General features: G+C 72.1%; 21 protein-coding genes and 1 tRNA gene. 14 read left to right on the top strand and 8 right to left on the bottom strand.

The window, feature by feature from the left end:
- Window positions 1-3: 3 nt before the first annotated feature.
- The 5 genes from ACFQ53_RS14745 to ACFQ53_RS14725 all read right to left on the bottom strand — a co-directional run bounded on the left by ACFQ53_RS14745 (window position 4) and on the right by ACFQ53_RS14725 (window position 6,582).
- Window positions 4-1,152, bottom strand: coding sequence for an NAD-dependent epimerase/dehydratase family protein (locus ACFQ53_RS14745; RefSeq protein WP_249478757.1), 1,149 nt, complete (start codon window positions 1,150-1,152; stop codon window positions 4-6).
- Between the two features lie 17 nt (window positions 1,153-1,169).
- On the bottom strand, window positions 1,170-1,595 hold the full coding sequence (locus tag ACFQ53_RS14740) for a DUF3817 domain-containing protein (RefSeq protein ID WP_377860950.1): 426 nt from the start codon (window positions 1,593-1,595) through the stop codon (window positions 1,170-1,172).
- The gene (locus tag ACFQ53_RS14735; protein ID WP_377860948.1) at window positions 1,592-4,783 is read right to left on the bottom strand and encodes an alpha-mannosidase; all 3,192 of its coding nucleotides are present in this window, start codon (window positions 4,781-4,783) and stop codon (window positions 1,592-1,594) included. The genes ACFQ53_RS14740 and ACFQ53_RS14735 overlap by 4 nt, the downstream gene beginning before the upstream one ends.
- An 81-nt stretch (window positions 4,784-4,864) precedes the next feature.
- Window positions 4,865-5,668: a serine hydrolase domain-containing protein gene (locus tag ACFQ53_RS14730; protein ID WP_377860946.1), complete on the bottom strand. Its 804-nt coding sequence runs from the start codon at window positions 5,666-5,668 to the stop codon at window positions 4,865-4,867.
- 47 nt (window positions 5,669-5,715) lie between these two features.
- A complete protein-coding gene (locus ACFQ53_RS14725; RefSeq protein ID WP_377860944.1) occupies window positions 5,716-6,582 on the bottom strand; it encodes a serine hydrolase domain-containing protein in 867 nt (288 codons plus the stop codon).
- A gap of 231 nt (window positions 6,583-6,813) precedes the next feature.
- On the opposite strand from ACFQ53_RS14725, the gene ACFQ53_RS14720 reads away from it, so the two are divergent.
- From ACFQ53_RS14720 to ACFQ53_RS14660, 13 genes are all read left to right on the top strand, one after another.
- Window positions 6,814-7,521: a peptidoglycan-binding protein gene (locus ACFQ53_RS14720; RefSeq protein WP_377860942.1), complete on the top strand. Its 708-nt coding sequence runs from the start codon at window positions 6,814-6,816 to the stop codon at window positions 7,519-7,521.
- Window positions 7,522-7,681: 160 nt separating this feature from the next.
- Window positions 7,682-8,398 carry an FhaA domain-containing protein gene (locus ACFQ53_RS14715; RefSeq protein ID WP_377860940.1) on the top strand — a complete coding sequence of 239 codons (717 nt, stop codon included), beginning with the start codon at window positions 7,682-7,684 and terminating at the stop codon, window positions 8,396-8,398.
- Window positions 8,399-8,405: 7 nt separating this feature from the next.
- Window positions 8,406-8,909 (top strand): FHA domain-containing protein, encoded by a 504-nt coding sequence (locus ACFQ53_RS14710; protein ID WP_200502629.1) that lies wholly within the window; start codon window positions 8,406-8,408, stop codon window positions 8,907-8,909.
- Complete coding sequence (locus ACFQ53_RS14705) at window positions 8,906-10,213, top strand: Stp1/IreP family PP2C-type Ser/Thr phosphatase (RefSeq protein ID WP_377860938.1); 1,308 nt, start codon at window positions 8,906-8,908, stop codon at window positions 10,211-10,213. Before ACFQ53_RS14710 ends, ACFQ53_RS14705 begins: the two co-directional genes overlap by 4 nt.
- Window positions 10,213-11,634 (top strand): FtsW/RodA/SpoVE family cell cycle protein, encoded by a 1,422-nt coding sequence (locus ACFQ53_RS14700; RefSeq protein ID WP_377860936.1) that lies wholly within the window; start codon window positions 10,213-10,215, stop codon window positions 11,632-11,634. The genes ACFQ53_RS14705 and ACFQ53_RS14700 overlap by 1 nt, the downstream gene beginning before the upstream one ends.
- Window positions 11,631-13,076, top strand: a complete 1,446-nt coding sequence (locus ACFQ53_RS14695; RefSeq protein ID WP_239205375.1) for a penicillin-binding protein 2 — start codon at window positions 11,631-11,633, stop codon at window positions 13,074-13,076. The genes ACFQ53_RS14700 and ACFQ53_RS14695 overlap by 4 nt, the downstream gene beginning before the upstream one ends.
- Complete coding sequence (locus ACFQ53_RS14690) at window positions 13,073-14,632, top strand: protein kinase (protein WP_377860933.1); 1,560 nt, start codon at window positions 13,073-13,075, stop codon at window positions 14,630-14,632. The genes ACFQ53_RS14695 and ACFQ53_RS14690 overlap by 4 nt, the downstream gene beginning before the upstream one ends.
- Window positions 14,629-16,812 carry a Stk1 family PASTA domain-containing Ser/Thr kinase gene (pknB, locus tag ACFQ53_RS14685; RefSeq protein WP_377860931.1) on the top strand — a complete coding sequence of 728 codons (2,184 nt, stop codon included), beginning with the start codon at window positions 14,629-14,631 and terminating at the stop codon, window positions 16,810-16,812. Before ACFQ53_RS14690 ends, pknB begins: the two co-directional genes overlap by 4 nt.
- Complete coding sequence (locus tag ACFQ53_RS14680) at window positions 16,805-17,458, top strand: anthranilate synthase component II (protein WP_377860929.1); 654 nt, start codon at window positions 16,805-16,807, stop codon at window positions 17,456-17,458. Before pknB ends, ACFQ53_RS14680 begins: the two co-directional genes overlap by 8 nt.
- A gap of 148 nt (window positions 17,459-17,606) precedes the next feature.
- On the top strand, window positions 17,607-17,987 hold the full coding sequence (locus ACFQ53_RS14675) for a cell division protein CrgA (protein ID WP_377860927.1): 381 nt from the start codon (window positions 17,607-17,609) through the stop codon (window positions 17,985-17,987).
- Window positions 17,984-18,874, top strand: coding sequence for an SGNH/GDSL hydrolase family protein (locus ACFQ53_RS14670; protein ID WP_377860925.1), 891 nt, complete (start codon window positions 17,984-17,986; stop codon window positions 18,872-18,874). Before ACFQ53_RS14675 ends, ACFQ53_RS14670 begins: the two co-directional genes overlap by 4 nt.
- Before the next feature lie 248 nt (window positions 18,875-19,122).
- Window positions 19,123-20,190 (top strand): LppM family (lipo)protein, encoded by a 1,068-nt coding sequence (locus ACFQ53_RS14665; protein WP_377860923.1) that lies wholly within the window; start codon window positions 19,123-19,125, stop codon window positions 20,188-20,190.
- Window positions 20,191-20,316: 126 nt separating this feature from the next.
- A tRNA-Arg gene (locus ACFQ53_RS14660) sits at window positions 20,317-20,392 on the top strand.
- Window positions 20,393-20,457: 65 nt separating this feature from the next.
- Here ACFQ53_RS14660 and ACFQ53_RS14655 read toward each other — a convergent pair.
- Both ACFQ53_RS14655 and ACFQ53_RS14650 read right to left on the bottom strand, forming a co-directional pair.
- Window positions 20,458-21,690, bottom strand: coding sequence for a Gfo/Idh/MocA family protein (locus ACFQ53_RS14655; protein ID WP_377860921.1), 1,233 nt, complete (start codon window positions 21,688-21,690; stop codon window positions 20,458-20,460).
- The gene (locus tag ACFQ53_RS14650) at window positions 21,680-22,468 is read right to left on the bottom strand and encodes a ThuA domain-containing protein (protein WP_239205391.1); all 789 of its coding nucleotides are present in this window, start codon (window positions 22,466-22,468) and stop codon (window positions 21,680-21,682) included. Before ACFQ53_RS14650 ends, ACFQ53_RS14655 begins: the two co-directional genes overlap by 11 nt.
- 408 nt (window positions 22,469-22,876) lie before the next feature.
- Here ACFQ53_RS14650 and ACFQ53_RS14645 point away from each other — a divergent pair, with 408 nt between their 5' ends.
- Window positions 22,877-24,031 (top strand): alpha/beta hydrolase, encoded by a 1,155-nt coding sequence (locus ACFQ53_RS14645; protein ID WP_377860919.1) that lies wholly within the window; start codon window positions 22,877-22,879, stop codon window positions 24,029-24,031.
- Between the two features lie 66 nt (window positions 24,032-24,097).
- On the opposite strand, the gene ACFQ53_RS14640 is transcribed toward ACFQ53_RS14645, so the two are convergent.
- Entirely contained in the window at window positions 24,098-24,565 is a 468-nt protein-coding gene (locus ACFQ53_RS14640; protein WP_377860917.1) for a hypothetical protein, read from the bottom strand.
- Between the last annotated feature and the right edge of the window lie 86 nt (window positions 24,566-24,651).

Genomic DNA, 24,651 nt, shown 5'->3' with positions numbered 1-24,651 from the left:
CGGTCACTTCCAGGTGACGGTGGGCAGGACCAGCTCGTCCTTCACCCGGTCGGAGTTCGCGCGGGCGACGGCGAGGATCTCGGCGAGGACCTCGTCGGTCAGCAGGTGCGGCTCCAGGCCCAGCGAGAGCAGGTTCGTGTTGACCGCGTTGTAGTAGTGGTCGTACTTCTCCACGCGCGGGTTCTCGAGGTGGTCGATGCCCACCTCGATGCCCTGCTCGCGGGCCACGCGCTGCACCTTCTCGGCGAGGTCCTGGACGCTGAAGGACTCGGTGAACTGGTTGAACACGCGGAACTCGCCGCGCTCGGCGGGGTTCTCGCAGGCGATCTCGATGCAGCGCACGGTGTCGGCGATGTTGAGGTAGCCGCGGGTCTGCGAGCCGCCGCCGTAGACCGTGAGGTCGTGGCCGATCGCGGCCTGGATGAGGAAGCGGTTCAGGGCCGTGCCGAACACCGCGTCGTAGTCGAAGCGGTTGGCCAGGCGCGGGTCCAGGCGGGTCTCGTCGGTGTCGAGGCCGTAGACGACGCCCTGGTTGAGGTCGGTTGCGCGCACGCCCCAGATGCGGCAGGCGAACATGATGTTGTCGCTGTCGTGCACCTTGGTGAGGTGGTAAAAGGAGCCCGGGGCCTTGGGGAACGGCAGGCGGTCCTTGCGGCCCTTGTGCTCGATCTCGATCCAGCCCTCCTCGATGTCGATGTTGGGCTGGCCGTACTCGCCCATGGTGCCGAGCTTGACGAGGTGGCAGTCGGGCGCGAGGTCCTTGATCGCCCACAGCACGTTGAGGGTGCCGGTGACGTTGTTGCGGTGGTTCTCGATCGCGTGCTCACGATCGATCATCGAGTACGGCGCGCTGCGGTGCTCGGCGAAGTGGACGAAGGCCTCGGGCTGCTTCTCGGTGACCACCCGGGTGACGTCGTCGTAGTCGGTGAGGTCGCCGATCACCACGTCGATGTCCTTCCCGGAGACCTCCTTCCAGGCGGCCACGCGCTCGTCGAGCGGGAGGATCGGCGTCATCGAGTTCGACCCCAGCTCGGTGTCGATCTCGCGGCGCACCAGGGAGTCCACGATCGTGACCTCGTGCCCCTTCTGCGAGAGGTACAGGGCCGTGGGCCAGCCGCAGAATCCGTCTCCGCCGGCGACGACGATCTTCATGGCAGGGAACCTCCTGGTCAGGGTGCGGGATCGACGTCCACCAGCGTATCGGTGTCATCCTGGGAGAGGGGCCCTCCCGATGACGCGGAGGTGAACATGCCCCGACGGGCGAGTCGGCCGGTGCGGCGCAGCCAGATCTCCAGCGGCACGGTCACCAGCGGTGGGATCGAGCAGACCAGGGCCAGCAGGGCCACCCACCACCTCCAGCGCAGCACCACGGCGGCGACGACCACCATCACCACGTAGGCGACGAAGACTCCGCCGTGCAGCCGACCGAAGAGCCAGACCCCGGCCTCGGTGCCCACGGGCCCGTACTTCAGGGCCATGCCCAGCAGCAGTCCCGCCCAGGTGACGGCCTCCGCGAGAGCCACGATCGCGAAGACCCGGCCGACGGGCGCGACGGCGGGGCGCGCGGGCCGGGCGGGTGCGGACGAGCCGGTCATGCGCGGGCCACCCGGAGGGTGCGGATCTCGAAGGGGCGCAGGTCGAGGGGGATCCCCGCGCCGGCCTCGCGCTCCTCGTCCTCCGCGCCCCGGACGAGCGGGGCGAGGTGCCCGGGCGCCTCGGGACCGAAGGGCCGCTCGAGGAGGTCGACGGCGGTGACGTCGGTTCTCCTCGTCCCTGCTCCCCCGTCCGCTCCGGGGACGTCGAGCACGAGCGTGGCCCGTGCCCGCTCGCCGAGGGACTCGTAGACGCGCAGCACGAGGTCGCCGGATCGGTCCTCGGCGAGCTTCACCGTCTCGAGGAGCACGCCGGGCGCGCCCTCGATGCGGGCGAGCGGCGCGGCGGTCCGGGCGACGGCTGCGGGGACCCAGCGCTCGGGGAGGTTCGCGCGATATCCCTCCGTGATCGCGTCGACCATGTCGGCGCCGGGGCGCAGTGCGAAGCGCATGGAGTAGGCGCCGTGGTCGGCGCCCGGATCGGGGAACTGCGGGGAGCGCACCAGGGTGGCCCGCACCGTCGTGGTGGTGCCGCCGTCGGCCTCGCGGACGGTGCGCAGCACGTCGTGCCCGTAGGTCGAGTCGTTGGCCAGCGCGACGCCGCGCCCGCCCTCGGCGACGCGCACGAAGCGATGGGCGCAGGTCTCGAAGCGCGCGGCGTCCCAGGAGGTGTTCACGGGGATGGGGCGGTCCACGTGCCCGAACTGGATCTCGCTGCTCATCACCGGGGCGCGCAGGTCCAGGCCGAAGCCGAGCTTGAGCGCCTTGCGGTGCTCGCGCCAGTCCAGGTCGATCGTGAGGTGCAGGGCGCGGTCGCCGGGGCGCAGCTCGAAGATCTTCACGATCTCGCTGCCCTCGCCGGTGACGCCGCCCGACGCCCCCTCGGGCGCAGTGGTCGAGTACCGGTAGGTGACGCGGGCGCCCCCGGCGATCTCGTCGACCTCGACGGCCAGCGGCCGGTCGAGGTCACGCACCACCTGACGGTAGAAAGCGTCGATGTCCCAGGCGTCCCACGCGTTGGGGGTGTCGCGGTGCAGCTGCAGGCGGGCACCGGAGTCGCCCGGGGCGATGGCCTCGCGGCCGCTCGCGCTGTCGATCAGGGAGACGATCTCCCCGCGCTCGTCGAGGATCGCCCGGACCAGGCCGTTGTCCAGGGCGATCCGCTCGCCGCGACGCACGAGGGCCACGCCCTCGGTCTCCTGCACGGGGCGCCCCGCGGAGTAGGGCGCGATGCCGCGGCGGGAGGTGACGGGCGCCGTGTTCAGCAGGATCTCGTCCCCGGCGCGCTCCTCGCCCGACCCGTCGGCGCCGCCGGTCCCCTCCGCGGCGGCCGCCCCGTCGGTCCCGGCGAGCGCCGCGAGGGCGTCGAGGGACACCTGCTCAGCGCGCGCCTGGATCGAGGCGTGGTTGCGCTCGGCGTCGCGGTGCACCCAGGCGATCGCCGACCCCGGGAGGATGTCGTGGAACTGCAGCAGCAGGGCGTCGTGCCACATGTCCTCGAGCGCGTCGTGCGGGTAGAGGGCGCCCGCGCGCACGGCGGCGAGGGTCGCGAGGTGCTCGGCCTGGTGCAGGGCCGCCTCGGTGCGCCGGTTGCCCTGCTTGGTCGCGAGCTGCGCGCTGTAGGTGCCGCGGTGCAGCTCGAGGTAGAGCTCGCCGGCCCAGACGGGCGGGGAGGGGTAGCTCTCGCGAGCACGGGAGAAGAACTCCTCGGGGCTCGCGAACTCGACCTTCGGGGAGCCCTCGAGGTCGGCCGCGCGGCGTCCGGCCTCGATCATCTCGCGGGAGGGGCCGCCGCCCCCGTCGCCGAAGCCGAAGAGGTCGATCGCGACGTCGGAGCGGCCCTTCTCCTTGAAGTTGCGCTCGAGGAACGCGAGCTCGGAGGGCTCGAGAGTGCCGTTGTAGGTGTCGGCCGGCGGGAAGTGGGTGAAGACGCTCGTCCCGTCGAGGCCCTCCCACGTGAAGGTGTGGTGCGGGAAGGCGTTCGTCTGGTTCCAGGAGACCTTCTGGGTGAGGAAGTCCCGCTGCCCGGCGAGCGCGGCGATCTGCGGGAGCGCCGCCGAGTAGCCGAAGGAGTCCGGCAGCCAGGTCTGCGTGGTCTCGACGCCGAACTCCTCGAGGAAGAACCGCTTGCCGGCCACGAACTGACGGGCCATCGCCTCGCTCCCGGGCATGTTCGTGTCGGACTCGACCCACATGCCGCCCACGGGCACGAAGCGGCCCTCGGCGACCTTCTCGCGGATCCGCTCGAACAGGCTCGGGTAGTGCTCCTTCATCCACAGGTACTGCTGGGCGGAGGAGACGGAGAAGGTGAAGTCGGGCTCGGCGTCCATGAGCGCGATCGCGTTGGAGAAGGTGCGGGCGCACTTGCGAACGGTCTCGCGCACGGGCCACAGCCAGGCCGAGTCGATGTGGGCGTGGCCGGTGGCCATCACGGTGAGCGCCGAGGAGTGCGCGGGGCGCTCGAGGGCGGGGCGCAGGGCCTCGCGGGCGGCGTCGGCCGTGCCCGGCAGGTCGTCAGGGTCGGCGGCGTCGAGCGCCGCCTCGAGGGCGCGCAGGATCTCGGCCCGACGGGGGCTGGTCCCCGGCAGCTCGCGCATGAGGCCGTCGAGCGCGCGCACGTCCTCGGCGAGCGCGCGGATGCGTCGGTCGCTGCGCTGCACGTGGAGGGCCCGGATCGAGTAGAGCTCGCGCCCGGGGAGGGTCTCGGGGTCGCCGAGGTCGGTGGGCGCGAAGGTCCAGCCGCCCGCGACGTCGGGGTTCGCCGCGCACTCGAGGAAGTGGTCGAGGCGCTGGCCGGGCGCGAGGGTCATGAACGCGTTCAGCGGATTGATGGCCTTGACGGGCTCGGCCTGCGGGGTGAAGACGAGCGCCTCGGACTGGAAGCCGGGGCCGCCGGTGAAGTCGAGGTCGACGACGAGCTCGCACACGTCCTCGGGCCGGTCCCACTGCGCGGGCACGGAGCCTGCGACGTGCAGCCAGAGGGTCGACCAGGCGCGCCCCCAGCTCTGGCCCACCTCGATGGGGACGTACTCGGGCAGCGCCGCGATCGCCTCGGCGGGCGGGACCGGCTCCCCCGGCAGCGCGTGGGCGCGGATGCTGACCGGGACCTGCTCGCGCCGCCCTCCGCCGTCGAGATGGTCGCGGACGAAGCGGCGGATCCGCTCCTCGGTGAGGCGGGTGTCGTCGTGCATGTGCGAGCGCTCCTTCGCGGCGCGCAGGCGTCGCGGCGGTCGGAGGACGAGGGTCCCTCCGAGACTATCCGGAAGGCGGTGTCAGCGGGCGGGCGGGGCCCAGCGCGCGAGGATGTCGTCGCTCAGGCGCGGGAGCAGCTCGCGGTGGCTGTCGCAGAACTCGTGGTCGGTGCCGATGACGGCGGCGAGGTCGGCGACCGGGTCGACCCACAGGGCGGTGCCGAGCATGCCGAAGTGCCCGAAGGTCTCGGGGCTGCTCGTGGTCCCGGTCCAGTGGGGGCTCTTGGCGCCGCGCACCTCGAACCCGAGTCCGAAGGGGTTGGGGTCCTGCTTGCCGAACCCCGGCATGATGCCGACCAGCTCGGGCAGCTGCGGCGTGGTCATCTGCGCGAACACCTCGGGGCCCAGCAGCGTCGGCCGCAGCAGCTCGAGGGCGAGGAGGGCGAGGTCCGCGAGCGGGGCGAAGGCACCCACGGACGGCGGACCGTCCCAGCTCAGGCGTTCCATGCCGAGCGGCTCGGCGATCTCGCCCGAGACCCAGTCCTCGAAGTCCCGGCCGACGGCGCGCGCGACGTGCAGCGCGGCCACGTCGATCCCGCGGTTGGAGTAGTGGCGCCGCTTCCCCGGCTCCTGCAGCACGCGGTCGGACTCGTAGAAGAGGCCGGAGGCGTGGCAGAGCAGGTGCCGCAGGGTCGACCCCTCGGGGCCGACGGGGTCCGTCAGCGCGACCGCGCCGCGCTCGAGGGCGATCGCGCACGCGAACCCGGTGAGCGTCTTGCTCACCGAGCGCAGGGGGCGCACCTTCTCGAGGTCGCCCCCGCTCGCGCGCACTCCCTCGGGGCCGAGCACGATCGCGGCGGCCTCGAAGCCGAACGCGTCGAGCACGCCGAGACCGTCGGCCCCAAGGGTCCGCCCGGCCACGGGCCCTCCGCTCACGCGCCCAGCTCCCCCGCGTCGTGCCGCGCGAGCACGGCGTCGATCAGCGCGGGCCAGTGCGCGACGTGGGCGGGGCCGAACGGCTCGTCGCCGAGGAAGGCGAGGGCGAGCCCGCGGTCGGGGTCCAGGAGCAGGAAGGAGCCGGACTGGCCGAAGTGGCCGAAGCTCGCGGGCCCGCTGCGCTCCCCCGTCCAGTGCGGGCTCTTGTGGTCGCGGATCTCGAGGCCGAGCCCCCAGTCGTTGTGCTTCTGGCGCCCGTACCCGGGCAGCACCCCGGGCAGGCCCGGGAACTGCACGCCCGTGGCCTCCCGCCAGAGCTCGGGGCCGACGAGGGTGGGGGCGAGCATCTCGCCGCCGACGAGCAGGAGGTCCTGGACGCTCGCGCGGAAGCCCGCGGCCGGCGAGCCCGATGCCTCGAGGTCGCGCAGGCCGAGCGGCCCGCAGACCTCGTCCTCGAGCCAGGTCTCGAGGTCCGTGCCGGTCGCCTCCTCGAGCGTCCGGCCGAGCACCTCGAAGCCGGTGTTGGAGTAGATGCGGCGGGAGCCGGGCGCGGCGAGCAGGGCCCCGGTGTCGAAGGCGAAGCCGGCGGTGTGGGCGAGCAGGTGGCGGATCGTGGCGCCCTCGGGGACCTCGGCGTCCGCTCCGCCGGCCAGCGCTCCCCGCGTCTCCTCGGGGCCGACGGGCGCCTCGAGGTCGAGCAGCGCGCGGTCGACGGCGATCAGCGCGCCGAACGCGGTGATCGGCTTCGAGACGCTCGCGAGCGGGTGCACGCGCGCGGCGTCGCCCGCGGTCAGCAGAGTGCCCCCGGTGCCCGCGACGCCGAGGGCGCAGGGGAAGGAGAAGGGTGCGAGGAGGTCGTCCACGGTCCCAGGTTCCCACATGCGCTCCCGCTCCCCCACGCGCTCGCTCCCCCCGTCCTCCACGCCGTCTGCGCCGGTCCCCGCCCACGTCAAGCGCCACCTCCTTGACTTCCCTTTTACTTTTTCTTGACCTATGGCAGGCTGAGGCGCGTCCGCCCATCGGACATGTCGCGCATATCGCGACATCGCACCCACGGTGGCCCCCCGCGCCGTCTCTTACAAGGAGAGAGACAGATGACCCGACTCGCCACCCCTCCCGTGACCACCCGTCGGGCCCTGCTCGTCGGCGCGCCCGTGCTCGCCGGCTCCCTGGCCCTGGGCACGTCCCCCGCCTCCGCGAAGGACCCGGTGCTGCATCCGGGCGATCGCGGGAGCGCCGTGAAGACCATGCAGAAGGATCTCGCCGCACGCGGCTACTGGTGCGGCAGCGCCGACGGCAGCTTCGGGGCCACCACCACGCAGGCCGTCTACGCCCTGCAGAAGGCCGCGGGCCTCGCCAAGGACGGCGTGTTCGGGGCGAAGTCCCGCGCCGCGCTGAAGAAGGGCACCCGCCCGAAGCCGCGCATCGCCTCGGGCACGGCCTTCGAGGTCGACAAGAAGAAGCAGCTGCTCTACTGCATCAGCGGCGGCACGCTGAAGTACGTCCTCAACACCTCGACCGCCTCGGGGAAGAAGTACTACTCGGGCGGGCGCTGGAAGACCGCGACCACGCCGAGCGGGGACTTCAGGATGTACAGCTTCCCCTCGAGCGGCTGGCAGACGGCGCCGCTGGGCAGGCTGTACCGACCGGGCTACTACGACCGCGGCTGGGCCATCCACGGCGCCACCTCGATCCCGCCCTACCCCGCCTCCCACGGCTGCAGCCGCCTCTCGGTGGCCGCGACCGACATGCTCTGGAAGGGCGGCTGGATGAAGAAGGGGCGCCGGGTGCTCGTGCACTGAGACCCCTCCGGCCGGCCCCTCGAAGAGCGGGGGGCGAGGTGCGCCTCCACACGACCTGCACACCTCGTCCCCGACCTCCCCTCCCCCTGATCGCAGTCGCACGGTGATGGCACGATACGATCGACCAGCACCACACCGTCTCGACAGCGGAGGATCGACCGTGGGGATCTTGGATCGGATCGAGCGCGGACTGGACCGCGGCGTCACGAGCGTCTTCACGTCCGGCCGCGGGCAGCTCAAGCCGCTCGACCTCGCCCAGGGGCTCAAGCGCGAGTGCGACGACCAGATCCAGGTCCTCGACCGCACGCGCACCATCGCCCCGAACGTCTTCACGATCTACCTGAACTCGGCGGATCATGAGCGCTTCTCCTCGTGGGAGGAGACGCTGCTCGAGGAGATGGAGCGCGTGATCCTCGAGCACGCGGAGAAGAACCGCTACGTGTTCGTGGGCGGCGTGAGCGTCTCCCTCGAGGAGGACGACGAGGTGCGCCCCGGCCGCTTCGAGACCGAGTCGCGCACCGAGCGCGGCACGGTCGCGCCCGCCACCGGCGCCGAGCAGGCCGCCGGCCCCGGCCACCCCATCGTCGAGATCGACGACCAGCAGTACCTGCTGACCGGCCCGGTCACCGTGATCGGCCGCGGCGGCGACGCGGACATCATCCTCGACGACACCGGCGTCTCCCGCCACCACCTCGAGCTGCGGGCCGACGGCGCCTCCCTCATGGCCACCGACCTGGGCTCGACCAACGGCACCTTCGTCGACGGCGAGCGCATCCGCACGCCCGTGACCCTGCAGGACCGCTCGTCGATCCGGATCGGTCGCACCCGCCTCACCGTGATCCTGCCCGCGCCCGCGCCGACGCCGGCGACCTGGTGAGCGCCGCATGAGCGAACTGACGATCCTCGTCCTGCGCGTCGCGCTGGTGCTGGGGCTCTGGCTCTTCGTCGTCGCGGTGCTGCTGATCCTGCGCAACGACCTCTTCGGCACGACGGTCGTGAACCGCGGCACGAAGCCGGACCCGCGGCGCGAGCAGCGCCCGTCGGCCGATCCCGCCCAGGCGGCCTCGCTGCGCACCGATCCCTCGGTGATCTCGACCGCGCTCGTGGTCACGGCCGGCCCGCTGCGCGGGACGACCCTCACCCTCGGCCGCACGCCCGTGCTCATCGGGCGCGCCCCCGAGTGCACGCTCGTTCTCGACGACGACTACGCCTCCAACCGCCATGCGCGCGTCTTCCCGCAGGACGACGAGTGGATGGTCGAGGATCTCGGCTCGACCAACGGCACCCTGCTGTCGGGGAAGAAGATCGAGGGCGCCGTGCCCTTCCGCCCCGGCGCTCAGGTGCGGATCGGCCGCACCGAGATCGAGCTGAGGCGAGGCCCCCGATGACCATCGCCCTGCGCTACGCGGCCCGCTCCGACGTCGGCCTGGTGCGCTCGAACAACCAGGACTCCGGGTACGCGGGCAGCCACCTGCTGATGGTGGCCGACGGCATGGGCGGCCACGCGGGCGGCGACGTCGCCTCGTCGATCGCCGTGGGCCGTCTCGCCCAGCTGGACACGGACACCCCCGCCTCGGACCTCGTGGCGAGCCTCGAGGAGACGATCCTCGAGGCCAACCAGCTGATCCTGCGCCGTGCGCGCGAGGAGCCGCAGCTCGCGGGCATGGGCACGACGGTCACCGCGCTGCTGCGCGCGGAGGGGCGCTTCGCGCTCGCCCACATCGGCGACTCGCGCGCCTACCTGCTGCGCGACGACGAGACCGTGCAGGTCACCAAGGACCACACGTTCGTCCAGCGCCTCATGGACGAGGGCAGGCTCACCAGCGAGGAGGCCGAGCGCCACCCGCAGCGCTCGGTGCTCATGCGCGTGCTCGGCGACGTGGACGCGGACCCGGAGCTCGACCTCTCGATGCGCTCGGCCCGCGTGGGCGATCGCTGGATGCTGTGCTCCGACGGCCTCTCGGGCCTGGTCTCGCTCGAGACGATCCACGCGACGATGGACGGCGTCGAGGATCCCGACGAGTGCGCCGAGGCCCTCATCCAGCTCGCCCTCAAGGGCGGCGGGCCGGACAACATCACCTGCATCATCGCCGACGTCGTGGATCTCGACGACCTCCCCCGCAGCGCCGAGTCGCCCTCCACGAGCCCGCTCATCGTGGGGTCGGCCGCGCGCACCCGCAACCAGCCCACGAGCGCCTCGGGACCGGCCGCGCGCGCCGCCGCGCTGACCCGCGTCGAGAGCCCCGAGCCGCCCTACTCCGACGAGGACTTCGAGGAGGAGCCGCCGCGCCGCGGCCCCTGGCCGGCGCTGGTGACGCTCGTGCTCGTGGTCGCCGTGCTCGCGGGCGCCCTGTGGGCCGGGTACACGTGGTCGCAGAAGCAGTACTACGTGGGGACCGACGGCGACAGCGTCGTCATCTACCGCGGCATCTCGCAGGACCTCGGACCGGTCTCGCTCTCCGACCCGGTCGAGGTCACCGACGTGCCCGTGGACTCCCTGCCCTCGATCACCCAGCAGCAGGTCACCTCGACGATCCCGGCCGACGACCTCGCCGACGCCCAGGAGATCGTGGACCGCCTGGAGTCGCAGACCGCGACCACCCTGCCCACGACGCCGACAGAGGGCCCGACCCCGCCGGCGGACGACGCGAGCAGCACGTCCCCGTCCTCCACGGCCGACGAGGGGGACTGATGGTCACCGTCGTCTCCTACACCGCCCGTCCGCGCCGCTTCCTGCAGGCGCTTCTGCTGCTGATCGCCGCGGGGCTCGGCGTGCTCACCTACGCGCTCGTGGGCCTGGGCCGCCACGGGGAGATCCCCGACGCCCTGCCCGCGGTCGCGATCGGCGCCGGCGTGATCGTGCTGGTCCTCCAGATCGCGGTGATGTGGCGCGCGCCGTACGCGGATCCGGTGATCCTGCCGATCGCGGTGCTGCTGAACGGCATCGGCGTCGCCATGATCTTCAGCTACGACACCGCGGTCACGAAGTACATCGGCACCACCGCGTCCTACGCCTCGCGCCAGCAGCTGTGGACGGTGATCGGCGCGATCCTGGCCGTGGTCGTGCTCATGATGATCCGCGACCACCGGATCCTGCGCCGCTACATGTGGATCTTCGCGGTCAGCGGGGCGGTGCTCCTGCTGCTGCCCCTGGTCCCGTTCCTCACCGACGAGCAGTACGGCTCGAAGATCTGGATCAGGATCGCCGGCTACTCCTTCCAGCCGGCGGAGCTCGCGAAGATCTGCATCGCGATCTTCTTCGCCGGCTACCTGGTCTCCCGCCGCGACACCCTCGCCCTCGCCGGGCCCAAGGTGCTGGGCATCCACCTGCCCCGCTGGTCGGACTTCGGGCCGATCCTCGCGGCATGGGCCTTCTGCATCGCGATCCTCGTGTTCGAGACCGACCTGGGCACGGCGCTGATGTTCTTCGGCCTGTTCGTGGCCATGCTCTACGTCGCGACCGACCGCCTGAGCTGGCTCGTGATCGGCGCCGTGATGTTCGTGCCCCCTGCGATCTTCGCCGCGACCCTGCTGGGGCACGTGCGCACCCGCTTCACGTGCTGGCTGGACCCGCTGAGCAGCGAGAACTACGGCGCCTGCGAGCAGATCGCGCGCGGCCTGTTCGGCATGGCCTCGGGCGGGCTCGTGGGCAAGGGCCCCGGCGGGGGCCGGCCCGACATGGTGCCCTTCGGGCACAGCGACTTCATCTACTCCACCCTCGCCGAGGAGCTCGGCATGGTGGGCGCCTTCGCGGTGCTCCTGCTCTACATCCTGCTGGTCCAGCGGGCGATGCGCGCGGCCGTCGGCATCTCCGACGGCTTCGGGACGCTGCTCGCCGCTGGGCTCGGCTTCGTGCTCGCCCTCCAGGTGTTCGTGGTCGTCGGCGGCATCACCCGCGTGATCCCCCTGACCGGCCTCACCCTCCCCTTCCTCGCCTCGGGCGGCAGCTCGCTCGTGTGCAACTGGATCATCGTGGCGCTGCTGGTGAGGATGTCCGACGCCGCCCGTCGGCCCGCGGCCCGCCGCCTGGACGGCGAGGGCGCGCCGGCGCGCCGGCAGAAGGGTCCGAAGGACAGCGGCGAGCCGCAGCGAGCACAGGAGGCGATGTCGTGAACAAGCCCCTGCGCCATGTCTGGCTGGTGGTCGGCGTGCTGTTCGTGCTGCTCTTCGGCTCGACCACCTACTTCCAGGTGATCGATGCGAAGTCGCTGAACGCGAACAGCCACAACTACCGCACGGTCTACGCCCAGTACGACCGTCACCGCGGACCGATCGTGGTGGGCGGCGAGCCGATCGCCGAGTCCCATGCGACCGACGACGCCTACGGCTACCAGCGCACCTACGATCCCGGCTCGCTGTACGCCCCGCTCACGGGCTACTACTCCGTGCAGTACGGATTCAGCGGGCTCGAGAAGTCGCTCAACGACACGCTCTCCGGGGAGTCCGACGCGCTCTTCTACCAGCGCCTGACGGACACCATCTCCGGGCGCGACCCGCAGGGCGCGACCGTCGCGCTGACGATCGACCCGGACGCCCAGGAGGCGGCCGCGAAGGCGCTCGAGGGTCGCCGCGGCGCCGCCGTCGCGCTCGACCCCGAGACCGGCAAGGTGCTCGCGATGGTCTCGGCCCCGAGCTACGACCCCAACACCCTGGCGACCCATTCCGCGAAGAAGGCCGAGGCCGCCTGGAGCGAGCTGAACGACGATCCGGACCGGCCCCTGTCCAACCGCGCGATCGCCGGCGATCTCTACCCGCCCGGCTCGACCTTCAAGCTCATCGTCGCGTCCGCCGCCCTGGACAGCGGCGACTACACGAAGGACACGAGCATCCCCGGCCCCGGTTCGTTCACACTGCCGGACACCCAGAGCACCCTGTACAACCACCCCAACCAGGGGAACACGGCCTGCGGGGCGGACGACTCCTCGACCCTGTCCGAGGCCCTGCAGCAGTCCTGCAACACCTCGTTCGCGAAGCTCGGCATCGAGCTGGGCCAGGACGCGGTGCGCAAGAAGGCCCAGGAGTTCGGCTTCGGCGACCGCCTGGAGATCCCGCTGTCGGTCACGCCCTCGTCGATGGGCGACGACCTCAACGACGCGCAGCTGGCCACGAGCTCGATCGGCCAGTACGAGGACCGCGTGACGCCCCTGCAGATGGCCATGGTGGCCTCGGCGATGGACAACGACGGCAAGGTGATGACCCCGCAGCTCGTCGACGAGGTCCGCACCCGCGACCAGTCGGTGATCTCGTCGTTCTCGGCCGAGCAGTACTCGCAGCCGCTGAGCGCCTCGAACGCCGCGCAGATGCGCGAGATGATGGTCTCCACCGTCGAGGACGGCACCGGCACCGCCGCGAAGATCGACGGCGTCGAGGTCGGCGGCAAGACGGGCACGGCCGAGTGGGGCGACGGCCGCACCCCGCACTCGTGGTTCGTCGGCTACGCCGACAGCGGCGACAAGAAGGTCGCCGTGGCCGTGGTCGTCGAGGAGGGCGGCTACGGAGCGGATGTCGCGGCACCGATCGCGCGCGATGTGATGAAGGCGGTGGTCTCGCAGTGAGGACCGGCAAGGGACTGGTGCTGGAGGGGCGCTACCGCCTGGACTCCCTGATCGCCACGGGCGGCATGGGAGAGGTGTGGAAGGGCTGGGACCAGGACCTCGACCGCGAGACGGCGGTCAAGGTGCTGCGCGAGGAGTACGCCTTCGACGAGGGCTTCCTCAAGCGCTTCCGCGCCGAGGCGCGCCACACCGCCTCGCTCAGCCACGACACGATCGCCGCGCTGTACGACTACGGCGAGATCGACGGCCGCGCCTACATCGTCATGGAGCTGTGCAAGGGGCGGCCGCTCTCGGAGATCATCGAGGAGCACCCCGACGGCCTCCCCGAGGACCGCGTGGTCTCGGTGCTCATCGACCTCGCCCGCGCGCTCGACGCCGCCCACGCCAAGGGCGTGGTCCACCGCGACGTGAAGCCCGAGAACATCCTCGTGGACGACGCCGACGACTGGCACATGAAGATCACCGACTTCGGGATCGCCCGCAGCCAGGACCAGGCGCGGCTGACCAAGACCGGGCTCGTGATGGGCACTGCCCAGTACCTCTCCCCCGAGCAGGCGATGGGCAAGCAGGCCACCTCGCTCTCGGATCTGTACGCCCTCGGGATCGTCGCCTACGAGATGCTCGTGGGGCATCGCCCCTTCACCGGCGCCAGCCAGGTCGAGATCGCCATGGCGCAGGTGAAGAAGCAGCCGCCGGCCCTGCCGGAGTCGGTGAACCCGGACCTGCGGCACCTGGTGATGATGCTGCTCGCGAAGGCCCCGGCGAACCGTCCCCGCTCGGCGGCGGCGGTCGCCCGCATCCTCGAGTCGATCCAGCGCGGCGAGGAGCCGCGCTTCACGACCGGCGCGATTCCCGCGGGCGCCGCGGCCTCCGGCGCCTCGGCGGCCTCGGGCGCCTCCGCGTCTTCCGGGTCGACCGGGGAGAACCGCGCGGGCTCCGGGAAGCCGTCGGCGTCTCCCGTGGGCACGCGCACCGCGGCGATGCCGCTGCCGCGCACGCACCGCCGGCGCGGGATCCGCCATCGCTCGGGGACCTCGGGCCCGTCGGCCCTCTCGGGCGCCTCGGCGCCGTCGGCCTCCGAGACCGGAGGATCGGGCGCTCGCGGGGCGGGCGCCCGCGCGGCGATGCCCGCCGCGGGCTTCTCGCGCACGTCGAGCGCCTCCCGGCTCTCGGGTCCCGGCTCCCCCGCGTCCGTCGGCTCCCCCGCCGGCGCCCCGGGATCCTCGCCGGCCCCTGGCACCGGCACCGGTGCCGGGACCGGGAACGCGACTGCCGCGGGATCGACCTCGGCCGACGGCGCGGGCGGTGGGATCTCCACGGTGCCCTCGGGCCGCACCGCGCGGTCCACGAGCACCGGTGCGCGGATCGGCCCGTTCACGGTGCCCGGCTTCGTGCTGCTGCTGATCGTGGTCGTGGTGGCGGCCGTCGCGATCGGGATGGGTGTGGGCATCATCCCCAGCGGCTTCCTGAGCGGCGAGGCCGCGCACGCGGCACATGCACGTACGATGTTCGCGTCGCCCCAGATCGGCGACTTGACGAGGACGGTAGGACAGTGAGCGAAGAGAACCTGATTCTGTCCGGGCGCTACGCCCTGGGCAAGGCTCTCGGGCACGGCGGCATGGCCGACGTGCACCTGGCGGAGGACCGCCGTCTGCATCGCACCGTCGCGGTGAAGATCCTGCGCACCGACCTCGCGCGCGACACGAACTTCCAGGAGCGCTTCCGCCGCGAGGCGCAGAGCGCCGCCGGCCTGAACCATCCCTCGATCGTCGCCGTGTACGACACCGGCGAGGAGCACGCCAAGGACTTCACCGGGCACGAGATCACGATCCCCTACATCGTGATGGAGTACGTGCGCGGAAAGACCCTGCGCGAGTACGTCGACCCCGAGCACCCGATGGACGTGGGCCAGGCGGCCACGATCATGCAGGCGCTGCTCTCCGCGCTCGAGTACTCCCACCAGCAGGGCATCGTCCACCGCGACATCAAGCCCGGCAACATCATGATCACCGACGACGGCGACGTGAAGGTCATGGACTTCGGCATCGCCCGCGCGGTGGCCGACGCGACCGGGATGACCCAGACCCAGGCGGTCATGGGCACCGCCCAGTACCTCTCCCCCGAGCAGGCCCGCGGACAGCTCGTCGACGCGCGCAGCGACATCTACTCCGCCGCGTGCGTCTTCTACGAGCTCGTCACGGGGCGCCCTCCGTTCACGGGCGACAGCCCCGTCTCGATCGCCTACCAGCACGTGCGCGAGACCCCGGTCCCGCCCTCGCGGTACAACCCCGCGATCACGCCCGACGTGGACCGGGTGATCCTCACCGGTCTGGCCAAGGACCGCGAGACCCGCTACCCCTCGGCCACCGCCTTCGCGCGCGACATCGCCTCGGTGATCGCGGGCCGGCGTCCGCAGCTCGTGGCCGGGGACCCGCAGCCCACCTCCGACGCGGAGGCGACGACGGTGCTCAGCCCCGTCGATGACCGCACCGAGGCGCTGCCCGCGGCCGCGGGAGCGACGCAGACCCATCGCGCGCCGGTCGCGGCCGCTGCCGGGGCCGGAGCCCTCGGGGCCGGTGCGGCAGGTGCCGCGGGTGCGGGCATGCAGGGCGCCGGCTCGGCCGACGAGCCGGGCGAGGAGCTCGAGCAGAAGCCCAAGCGCCCCGTCTGGCTGATCGTGCTGATCATCGTGGCCGTGCTCGCCGTGATCGCGGCGGCCCTGGCTCTCTGGCAGCCGTGGAACACGGGCCCCAAGCAGGTCGCGGTCCCGCAGGTCGTCGGCATGACCGAGGCCCAGGCGAAGTCCGAGCTGGAGAGCGCGGGCCTCACGGGCACCTTCGAGAAGAAGGCGAGCTCCGACGTCGACGAGGGCGACGTCATCTCGACCGATCCCGAGGGCGACACGCAGGTCGACGAGCACACGGCCGTGAAGGTCGCCGTCTCCAGCGGACCCGAGCAGGTCGAGGTCCCCGACCTCGCCGGCATGGACCGCGACGAGGCGACGAAGAAGCTCGACGACCTGGGGCTCGGCATCGAGATCGGCGATCCCAAGGACGTCGCGGGCAAGAAGGCCGGCACGGTCGTCGGCCAGGACCCGGCCTCCGGCTCGAACGCGGAGGCCGGGGACACGGTCACCGTGAACCTCGCCTCGGGCGATGCGGAGCTGCCGGACGTCACCGGCCTCGACGAGGACACCGCGACCAAGACCCTCGAGGACCAGGGCTTCGAGGTGGACGCGACGACCAAGGAGTCCGACGACGAGGACCCGGGCACGGTCACCGGCCAGACGCCCACGGGCGGCGACGGGAAGACCGCGGAGGTCGGCTCCACGGTGCAGATCGTGGTCGCGAAGGCTCCCGGGAACATCTCGATGCCCAACGTCGTGGGCCAGACGGAGTCCGAGGCCCGCAAGACCCTCGGCGCCAAGAACCTCGGCGTGAAGGTCACCTACCAGTCCGACGACTCCGTCGCGAAGGACACGGTCATCAAGACCGATCCCAAGCCGAACGCGTCCGTGGAGCCGGGGACGACCGTGACCGTGTACGTCTCCACCGGACCGGAGAAGACCGAGGAGCCCTCGGACACCCCCACCTCCGAGACGCCGTCGGACACCCCCACGGACACCCCGTCGGACACCCCGAGCGACTCCGACACCCCCTCGGACAGCGACAGCCCGACCCCGTCGGACGGCGATGACGGCGACCAGGGCGATGATCAGGGCGACGACAATGGCTGAGCCCACCGCGCGGATCCTGGTGGTCGACAACTACGACAGCTTCGTCTTCACGATCGTCGGCTACCTCCAGCAGATGGGGGCGGCGACGACCGTCGTGCGCAACGACGAGGTGCCGCAGGGCGCCGACGGCGCGATCGACCTGGGCGGGTTCGACGGCGTGCTGGTCTCCCCCGGCCCCGGGACGCCGTCGACCGCGGGGCGCATCCTCGACGTGATCGGCGCCTGTGCGGACGGCACGGTGCCGATGCTCGGGGTGTGCCTGGGCCATCAGGCGCTCGGCCAGTACTTCGGCGGCACGGTGACTCACGCCCCGCAGCTCATGCACGGGCGCACGAGCGTGGTCGAGCACGAGGGCAGGAGCGTCTTCGCGGGCGTGCCCAGTCCGTTCACGGCCACCCGCTACCACTCGCTGACGGTGGTCCCGGAGACGGTGCCGGACGTCCTCGAGGTCACCGCCCGCACGGCCGACGGGGTCGTGCAGGGCCTCGCCCATCGAGAGCTCCCGCTGCACGGCGTGCAGTTCCACCCCGAGTCGGTGCTCACCGAGCACGGCCACCTGATCCTCGCGCGGTTCCTCGAGCTGTGCGACGGCGTCGACGCGCGCGAGCGCTCGCAGGGGCTCGCCCCGCTGCTTGCGCCGTCCTGAGCCGGACGGGCGGCACCCGGACCCCGTGGGCCCCCGGCCGCGCCACCCCGGTCGCGCCGTCCAGGCGCGCCTTATACGCTGGGGCGGACATCCCTCCCCTCGTCACCTCCCCTGACCTCGTCCCCCGTCGGAAACGGAGCAGCATCGCATGGCCGCAACCCAGCGCAGCAAGCGCGACCGGAAGAACGCGGACCCCGCGAAGCGCGCCAAGGGCGCCGAGCCCGCGAAGCGCGGCGCGGCGGAGAAGCCCTCGACCGACGAGACCCATGAGAAGGCGAAGGACGCGATCTCCGAGCGCCGTCGGCCCGCCGCCGAGAGCACGGGCCGCGGCCGCCGCGTCGCCGCGCCCGCGGTGACCCCGAACTGGATCGCCCCGGTCGCGGTGGTCCTGCTCATCGTGGGCCTGGTCTACCTGGTCACCTACTACCTCTCGAGCGCGACGCTGCCGCTCCCGATCGGTGACTGGAACCTGCTCGTGGGCTTCGGCGTGCTCGCCATGGGCGGCGTGACGCTCATGTTCTGGAAGTGAGCACTCCCCCGCCGCTCCCGGACCACGGCGCCGCATCGACCGGTGCCGCATCGACGGGCACCGCACGATCCGCCGGTGCCGGAACCGCTCAGCCCTGGCACCGCTTCGTCGCCCTCGGCGACTCCTTCACGGAGGGCATCGGCGACCCCGATCCCGACGCTCCCGGGGGCCACCGCGGCTGGGCCGACCGCGTCGCCGAGGAGCTGGGCCGCTCGGTCCCGGGCTTCGAGTACGCGAACCTCGCGATCCGCGGGCGCCTCTACCAGGAGATCATCGACGAGCAGATCGAGCCGGCGGTCGCGCTCGAGCCGGACCTGGTGAGCATCTTCGCCGGCGGCAACGACGTGATCCGCGGACGCGACCCCGACGAGATCGCCGCCGCGATGGACACGGCCGTCGGCCGCCTCGCCGAGACCGGCGCGACCATCGTCCTGTGGACCGGGCCCGACGTCGGCTCCACGCCCGTGTTCCACCTGATCCGCGGGCGCACCGCGATCTACAACGAGAACATGCGCGCGATCGCGCAGCGCCACGGCGCCGCGGTCGTGGACCTGTGGTCGCTGCGCTCGCTCACGCACGAGGGGATGTGGGCCGAGGACCGCCTGCACTTCTCGCCCGAGGGGCATCTGACGATCGCCGCGCACGTGCTGGACACCCTGGGCGTCGAGCACGCGCTGCAGCCCCATGACCTGGGCGACCCGACCGCGCTGCCGTGGCGCGAGGCCCGCCAGCAGGATCTGCACTGGGCGCGCGTGCACTTCGGGCCGTGGGTGGTGCGGCGTCTGCGCCGGCAGTCCTCGGGCAACGCGGTGCGGCCGAAGAGGCCGTGTGCCGCACCGGTCTTCGGTCGGCCCATGCCTCCCGGCACCTCCGCCTCCGACCGGTAAGTCCAGTGGCACATCGGGCCGACGGACGGTAGGTCCGGCGGCACGTCGGGCCGACGCACGTCGCCGTCCTGCGCCGACGGATCGCGACGCGGTTCCGCCGCTCCCCCGGCCGATGGGTACTTCTCCCCACTGCGCTCCCGCACGAGGGCATCTAGGGTATGGGCAACGGGCTGCACCGAGCGCACTGGTCGGGGGCCCGCAGGCGCGGGGTCGCCGCGCCGCCCACCTCCTTCGACAACGGGGCCACCATGCACTCCCTCTCCCTGCGGCGACGGCTCGCCGCGCTCCTCCTCCTTCCCCTCCTCCTGCTCGCGGCCGGCTGCGCACGGGTGACCGCGGATTTCGACATCACCAGCGCTGACAGCTACGACCTCGACTTCGACATGGCCGTCGAGAAGTCATATGTCCAGAGCGAGTTCAACTCCGCCGACGAGCTGTGCAAGGGCCTCGAGGACGAGGACTCCGGCGAGTTCGGCCAGGCGAAGTGGGAGCCCTACACCGAGGACGACATGTGGGGCTGCAAGATCTCCGGCACCGTCGAGAAGAAGGACTTCGGGTCGGGCTTCACGATCGACGAGAGCGACGGCGAGCTGCACCTGAAGACCTCGCCGGACTCCTCCTTCGATCCCTCGAGCAGCGGCTTCAGCGCGAGCGACCTCGACCTCACGGTCACCTTCTCCTTCCCGGGCAAGGTCATCGAGTCCAACGTGGGCACCGTCGACGGCAAGACCGTCACGATCACCGACGCCGGTGACATGAGCAAGGGCGTGGACATCACCGCGAAGGCCGGCGGCATCGGCGCGGGCCTGATCATCCTCATCGTCGCCGTGATCGTCGTGCTGCTGATCGTGCTGATCATCATCGCGCTGATCGTGTTCTTCGTGGTGCGCTCGCGCCGCCGGAACAACGCCCAGAACAGCGCGGGCCCCGGCGGCTTTGGCGGACCGGCGGGTGGCAACGGCGGCTTCGGCAACGGCGGTGACTTCGGCGGGAACAGCGGGAACGCCGGGAACGCCGGCTACCCCGGCGGCTCCGGCTACCCTGGCGGCGGCCAGGACCCGAGCCAGGGCCAGGGTCAAGGCCCGCAGCAGGGAGGCCAGGGCCAGCAGTGGAGCCAGGCTCCCGGTCAGCAGGGCCAGCAGTGGGGCCAGGCCCCCGGTCAGCAGGCGCCCCAGTCTCCGCAGGGCCAGCAGCCGTGGAATCAGCCTCCGGCCCCGCAGGATCCGCAGAACCCGCAGGGTCAGCAGCCCTGGGGCCAGCAGCCGGGGCAGGGGTCCGACGGCGAGCAGCCGTGGAGCCGTCCGCCGCAGAACTGAGGCTCGGCGCGCGGGTGCGCGGTCACCCGTGACGCTCCTCGAGAGGCCGTGAGGCGGCTCACGGCCTCTCGATTGGCGCGGCGAACCGGTGCCGACTAGTATTACTGAGGTCGGTCACGCCGACGAGCGCCTGTAGCTTAACGGATAGAGCATCTGACTACGGATCAGAAGGTTGGGGGTTCGAATCCCTCCAGGCGCACCAGCGGAAAGGCCCCGTCACCTGCGGTGACGGGGCCTTTCGCATGTCGGGGCACGGTTCCTTCGCCCTCAGCCCCGCGCGATCGCCTCGCGCACGCTGGGCCAGGACTGGAGGATGTCGCGGGCCTCGGGATCGTCCTCCGCGGCGATCGCCTCGGTGCGCGCCTCCTCGAGCAGCTCGTCGATCACCACGCGCGTGCCGCGGTCGACGGAGGCGACGGCGGCCTCGACCATCGCGAAGCTGAGGATGTTCTCGTGCACCTCGCACATGGGGGTGCGGCCTTCGCGGAGCGCGGTCACGAACTCGATGATCGAGGCGTCGATCTGGTCGGGCTCGGGCTCGGCGAGCGCCTGCTCGAGCGCCGACTGCAGGGAGCGGGTCCGCTCCTCGTCCTCGGTGCCGAGCTGCGGCACGCCCTTCCCGTCCCAGGTCGCCGTGCCCTGCTCGGCCCCGATGCGCCACTCGCTGTTCCAGTAGGTCGGCAGGCCGCGCGCGTTCCAGGTGCCGTTGTAGACGAACAGGGAGCCGCCGCTCATCTCGAAGGTGCAGCTCACGGTGGCGTCGCCCGCGTACACGCTCCACTGCGGGTTGGTGCCGTGAGCGGTCACCGCGAGCGGGTCCGTGCCGGTGATGTAGCGGGCCGTGTCGAAGGCGTGGATGCCCATGTCCCGCAGCAGCGGGTTCTGCTGGGTGGCGCGGAAGCCCTCGTGCTCGGTGAACAGGCTGAAGAAGGCGCTGGTGAGGATCGTCGGCCCGTGCTCGGCGACGAAGCGCCGCAGCTCCCGCACCTGCGGGAAGAACCGGCGCGACTGGGAGACCATGAACGGCACTCCCGTGAGCTCCGAGTGGGCCATGAGGCTCAGCGCCTCCGGGAGCGTCTCGGTCACCGGCTTCTCGCCGAGCACCGGGATGCCCGCGTGCAGGGCCTTGCGGGTCACCGGGTGGTGGGCGACGGGGACCGTCGGGTCGATGAGGATGTCGGCCCCCACCTCGAGGGCGAGGTCCACGCCGTCGGTGCCGACGGCGACGGCCGAGGGGTCCTCGACGCCCGATTGGGCGATGGACTGCCCGGGCATGCCCTCGACGAGGTCGGCGACGCCCACGAGCTCCGTCACCGGGCTCGAGGCGATCACGCGCGCCCACCACTTCCCCATCCCGCCCGCGCCGACGACGACGGCCCGCAGGGGCCGCTGCCCCGCGGAGTTCGCGATCGCGGCGTTGGGGTCGGCGACGGCGTCCGAGGTGCTCGCCTCCGCGCGCGTCCCATCGGCCGCTGTACTCTCGCGCAGATCAGATGACACGGGTGATCTCCTCGCCCTCGGCGGTGCGGGCGCCCTCGCGGAACCAGTCCCGCGGGGCGTTGGCGATCTTGACCGCGGCGCGCTCGCGGTCCTCCTGGGGGCGGGCCCAGAGAGCGGCGTTGGCGAGCACGCGCTGGATCTCCGCCTGGTGGTAGACGGGGTACTCCTGGTCACCGGGGCTGAAGTAGAAGATGCGTCCCTTGCCGCGGTAGAAGCAGCAGCCCGAGCGGAACACCTCTCCCCCGCTGAAGGAGGAGATGAAGACCTGCTCGTCGGGCGCGGGGATGTCGAACATCTCCCCGTACATCTCCTGCCCGGGGATCACGATCGGGTGCGGCACGCCGCGGGCGATCGGGTGGGAGCCGCTCACGGTCCACACCCGCTCCTCGTCGTTGTCGTTGCGCCACAGCAGGTTGCAGGTGGTGCCCATGAGCAGGCGGAACGGCTTGGAGTAGTGCGCGGAGTGGAGAGGCAGGAAGCCCATGCCCTCGCGCACGTGGCGGACCACGCGCTCGGCGACCTCGTCGGGCACGTCCTGGTGCGCCATGTGGCCCCACCAGGTGAGGACGTCGGTGTTCGCGAGGACCTCCTCGCTGAGGGACTCCTCGATGTCGTCGAGCAGGGCGACGCGCACGTCGACGTCCTCGCCGAGCGCGCCGAGCGTGCTGGTGAGCGCGCCCGCGATCGTGGTGTGCATGCCCTCGGGGTAGAGCTCCTGGACTCTCTCGTCGACCTTCTCGTGCCGGTTCTCGCCGAACACGGTGATGCGCAGGGTCATCGCGCGACTCCTTCGTCTCATGGTGGTGGGGTGCAGTCGAGCTGCAGGGTGGAGTGCGGGCGTCGTTCCCGCCGGGGACTGCGGCAGCGCGTCTGCGTCACAGCTCCGTTCCCACGTGGTGACCATCGTAGGGTCGCGCCGCCCCCTCGGTGCACGGACCGTCCCCTGGGTGGGACGCGGCCCGCCGATCCCGGCGCCGATCCTCGCCCCGATCCCGGTCCGGGCCCGCCGATCCCGACACGCCGCGGCAACCAGTGACCCTTGCGCCCTCGTCCAGGGCGCGTGCAGGCTGACGGTGCCTCCGGCGAGCTCTTCGGGCCGCAGCGGACGGGTGCACGGCGTCGGTGCGCTCGCGCGGCGGTCTCCGGCCCGGCCACGGCTTCTCGTGCACCGATCACAGGAGATCCGATGAACCGCTCGTCCGCTGCTCGCCCCTCCCGTCGTGCCCTCTTCGCGGGCACCGCCGCTGCCACAGGCCTGATGGCGGCGCCGCTCGCCGCGCCGTCCGCCGCGCGGGCCGCCGTGAGCGACCCCTACGACCCCTCGGCGTACACGGCGTCCCACGGCTTCACGTTCGCCGAGGGCTTCCCGGTCGCCATCCCCGAATGGCGCTCGATCGACTTCCGGGTGCATGCGCCGAAGATCCGCACCTTCCCGCCGTCGTTCCGCGTGACGCTCCCCGCCTGGTACGCCGACGAGCCGGACCGCGACTATCCCGTGCTCCTGCTGCTGCACGGACGCGGAGGAGACTTCACGCAGTGGTCCGCCGACGACACCGGCGAGCCCGGCGGCGACGGCGGCGGAGGCGGTCAGGCGATCTCCCGCACGGAGGACCAGGACGTCATCGTCGTCATGCCCGACGGCGGGGCCGGCTCGTTCTACTCCAACGCGAACGCACCGCTGCCCGGACGCGAGGCCGCGTGGGAGACCTTCATCATCGAGCAGGTCCTGGGCTTCGTGCACGACAGCTTCCGCACCGACCCGACGCGCATGGCGATCGCCGGGCTCTCGATGGGCGGCTGGGGCGCGCTCGCGCTCGGGCAGAAGTACAAGGACCTCTTCACCTCGATCAGCTCCTACTCGGGCCCCGGCGACTGCCGCCTGGACACGGACGACGGCAAGCTCGTCGCCTTCACGATCCTCGCCTGCCCGATCTTCGACGCCTGCAAGTACCCCGCCACCGCGAACGGCCCCGGCGCGACCTGGGGCCCGTCCATCGATCCGCCGATCGCCTCGACCTACGACCCGATCGAGAACATCGAGCGCTATCGCGGCAAGCGCGTGTTCCTCCGCAGCGGCGACGGCAACTGGATCGATTTCGTCGCCGCCCTCCAGGGCCACGGCGATCTGCTCGACCAGATCCGTCGGAAGGCGGACACGATCGGCGGGGACGTGATCGAGGGGCCCGTGCACCCCAACCTGGAGCGGTTCGCGGGCGCGCTGAGCGATGCGGGCATCGAGAACGACTACCGCATGGACAAGGGCCGCACCCACGACTGGACCCTCTGGCGCGAGAACTTCGCCGAGGACCTCCCCGGGATCATGCGGGCGCTCGAGGCCTGAGCCCCGGCGCGCACGCGGCGGCCGTCGAGCGGCGCCGCGTGCGAGCTCCGGACGTCAGGCCCCTGGTCAGTGCGCGGAGGCGATCAGCACGCCCGCGTCCTCGAGCGCGACGCGGAGGCTCCGGGTGGTCGAGTCCATGGTGCGGCGGGCTCGGCGCTCCCCCAGGATCCCGCCCAGGGCACGGGGACTCGCGTCCGACCACGAGCAGTGCACCTCGCTGCGGGCCGGCGCGGCGCCCGCCGCGGTGGGCGCCGCCCCGCTCGCTCCGTCGTCCGACGGCCGCACGTCGATGCGCATCTCGAGGTGCTGTCCGCCTCCGGCGAGGCCGCCCATGAGCACGCTGCGTCCCAGCCGTCCGCGCTCGAAGACCCGGGAGATGCCGACGGGGCCGCGGGAACCGCCGCCCCGTGCATCGCCAAGCGGTTCTCCGCCGTCGCGCTCGACCTCGCGCCACCCGGCTGCGCGCAGAGCTGCGTCGACGAGCTCGACCGCGCGCTCAGGAGCGCAGCGGACGCTCCATGCTGCAGTTCCCATCGTCCCGGGCTCCTCCGTCTCCTCGCGGTTGGTGCCGCCGGTGCGGGATGCCCCGACGCAGAAGCGGCCGACGGCGCATCATGCGC

The organism is Brachybacterium sp. NPDC056505 (assembly GCF_042794925.1).
In the GTDB taxonomy this organism is placed as follows: Bacteria; Actinomycetota; Actinomycetes; order Actinomycetales; family Dermabacteraceae; genus Brachybacterium; species Brachybacterium kimchii.
This window is presented reverse-complemented; position numbering and strand designations above follow the sequence as displayed.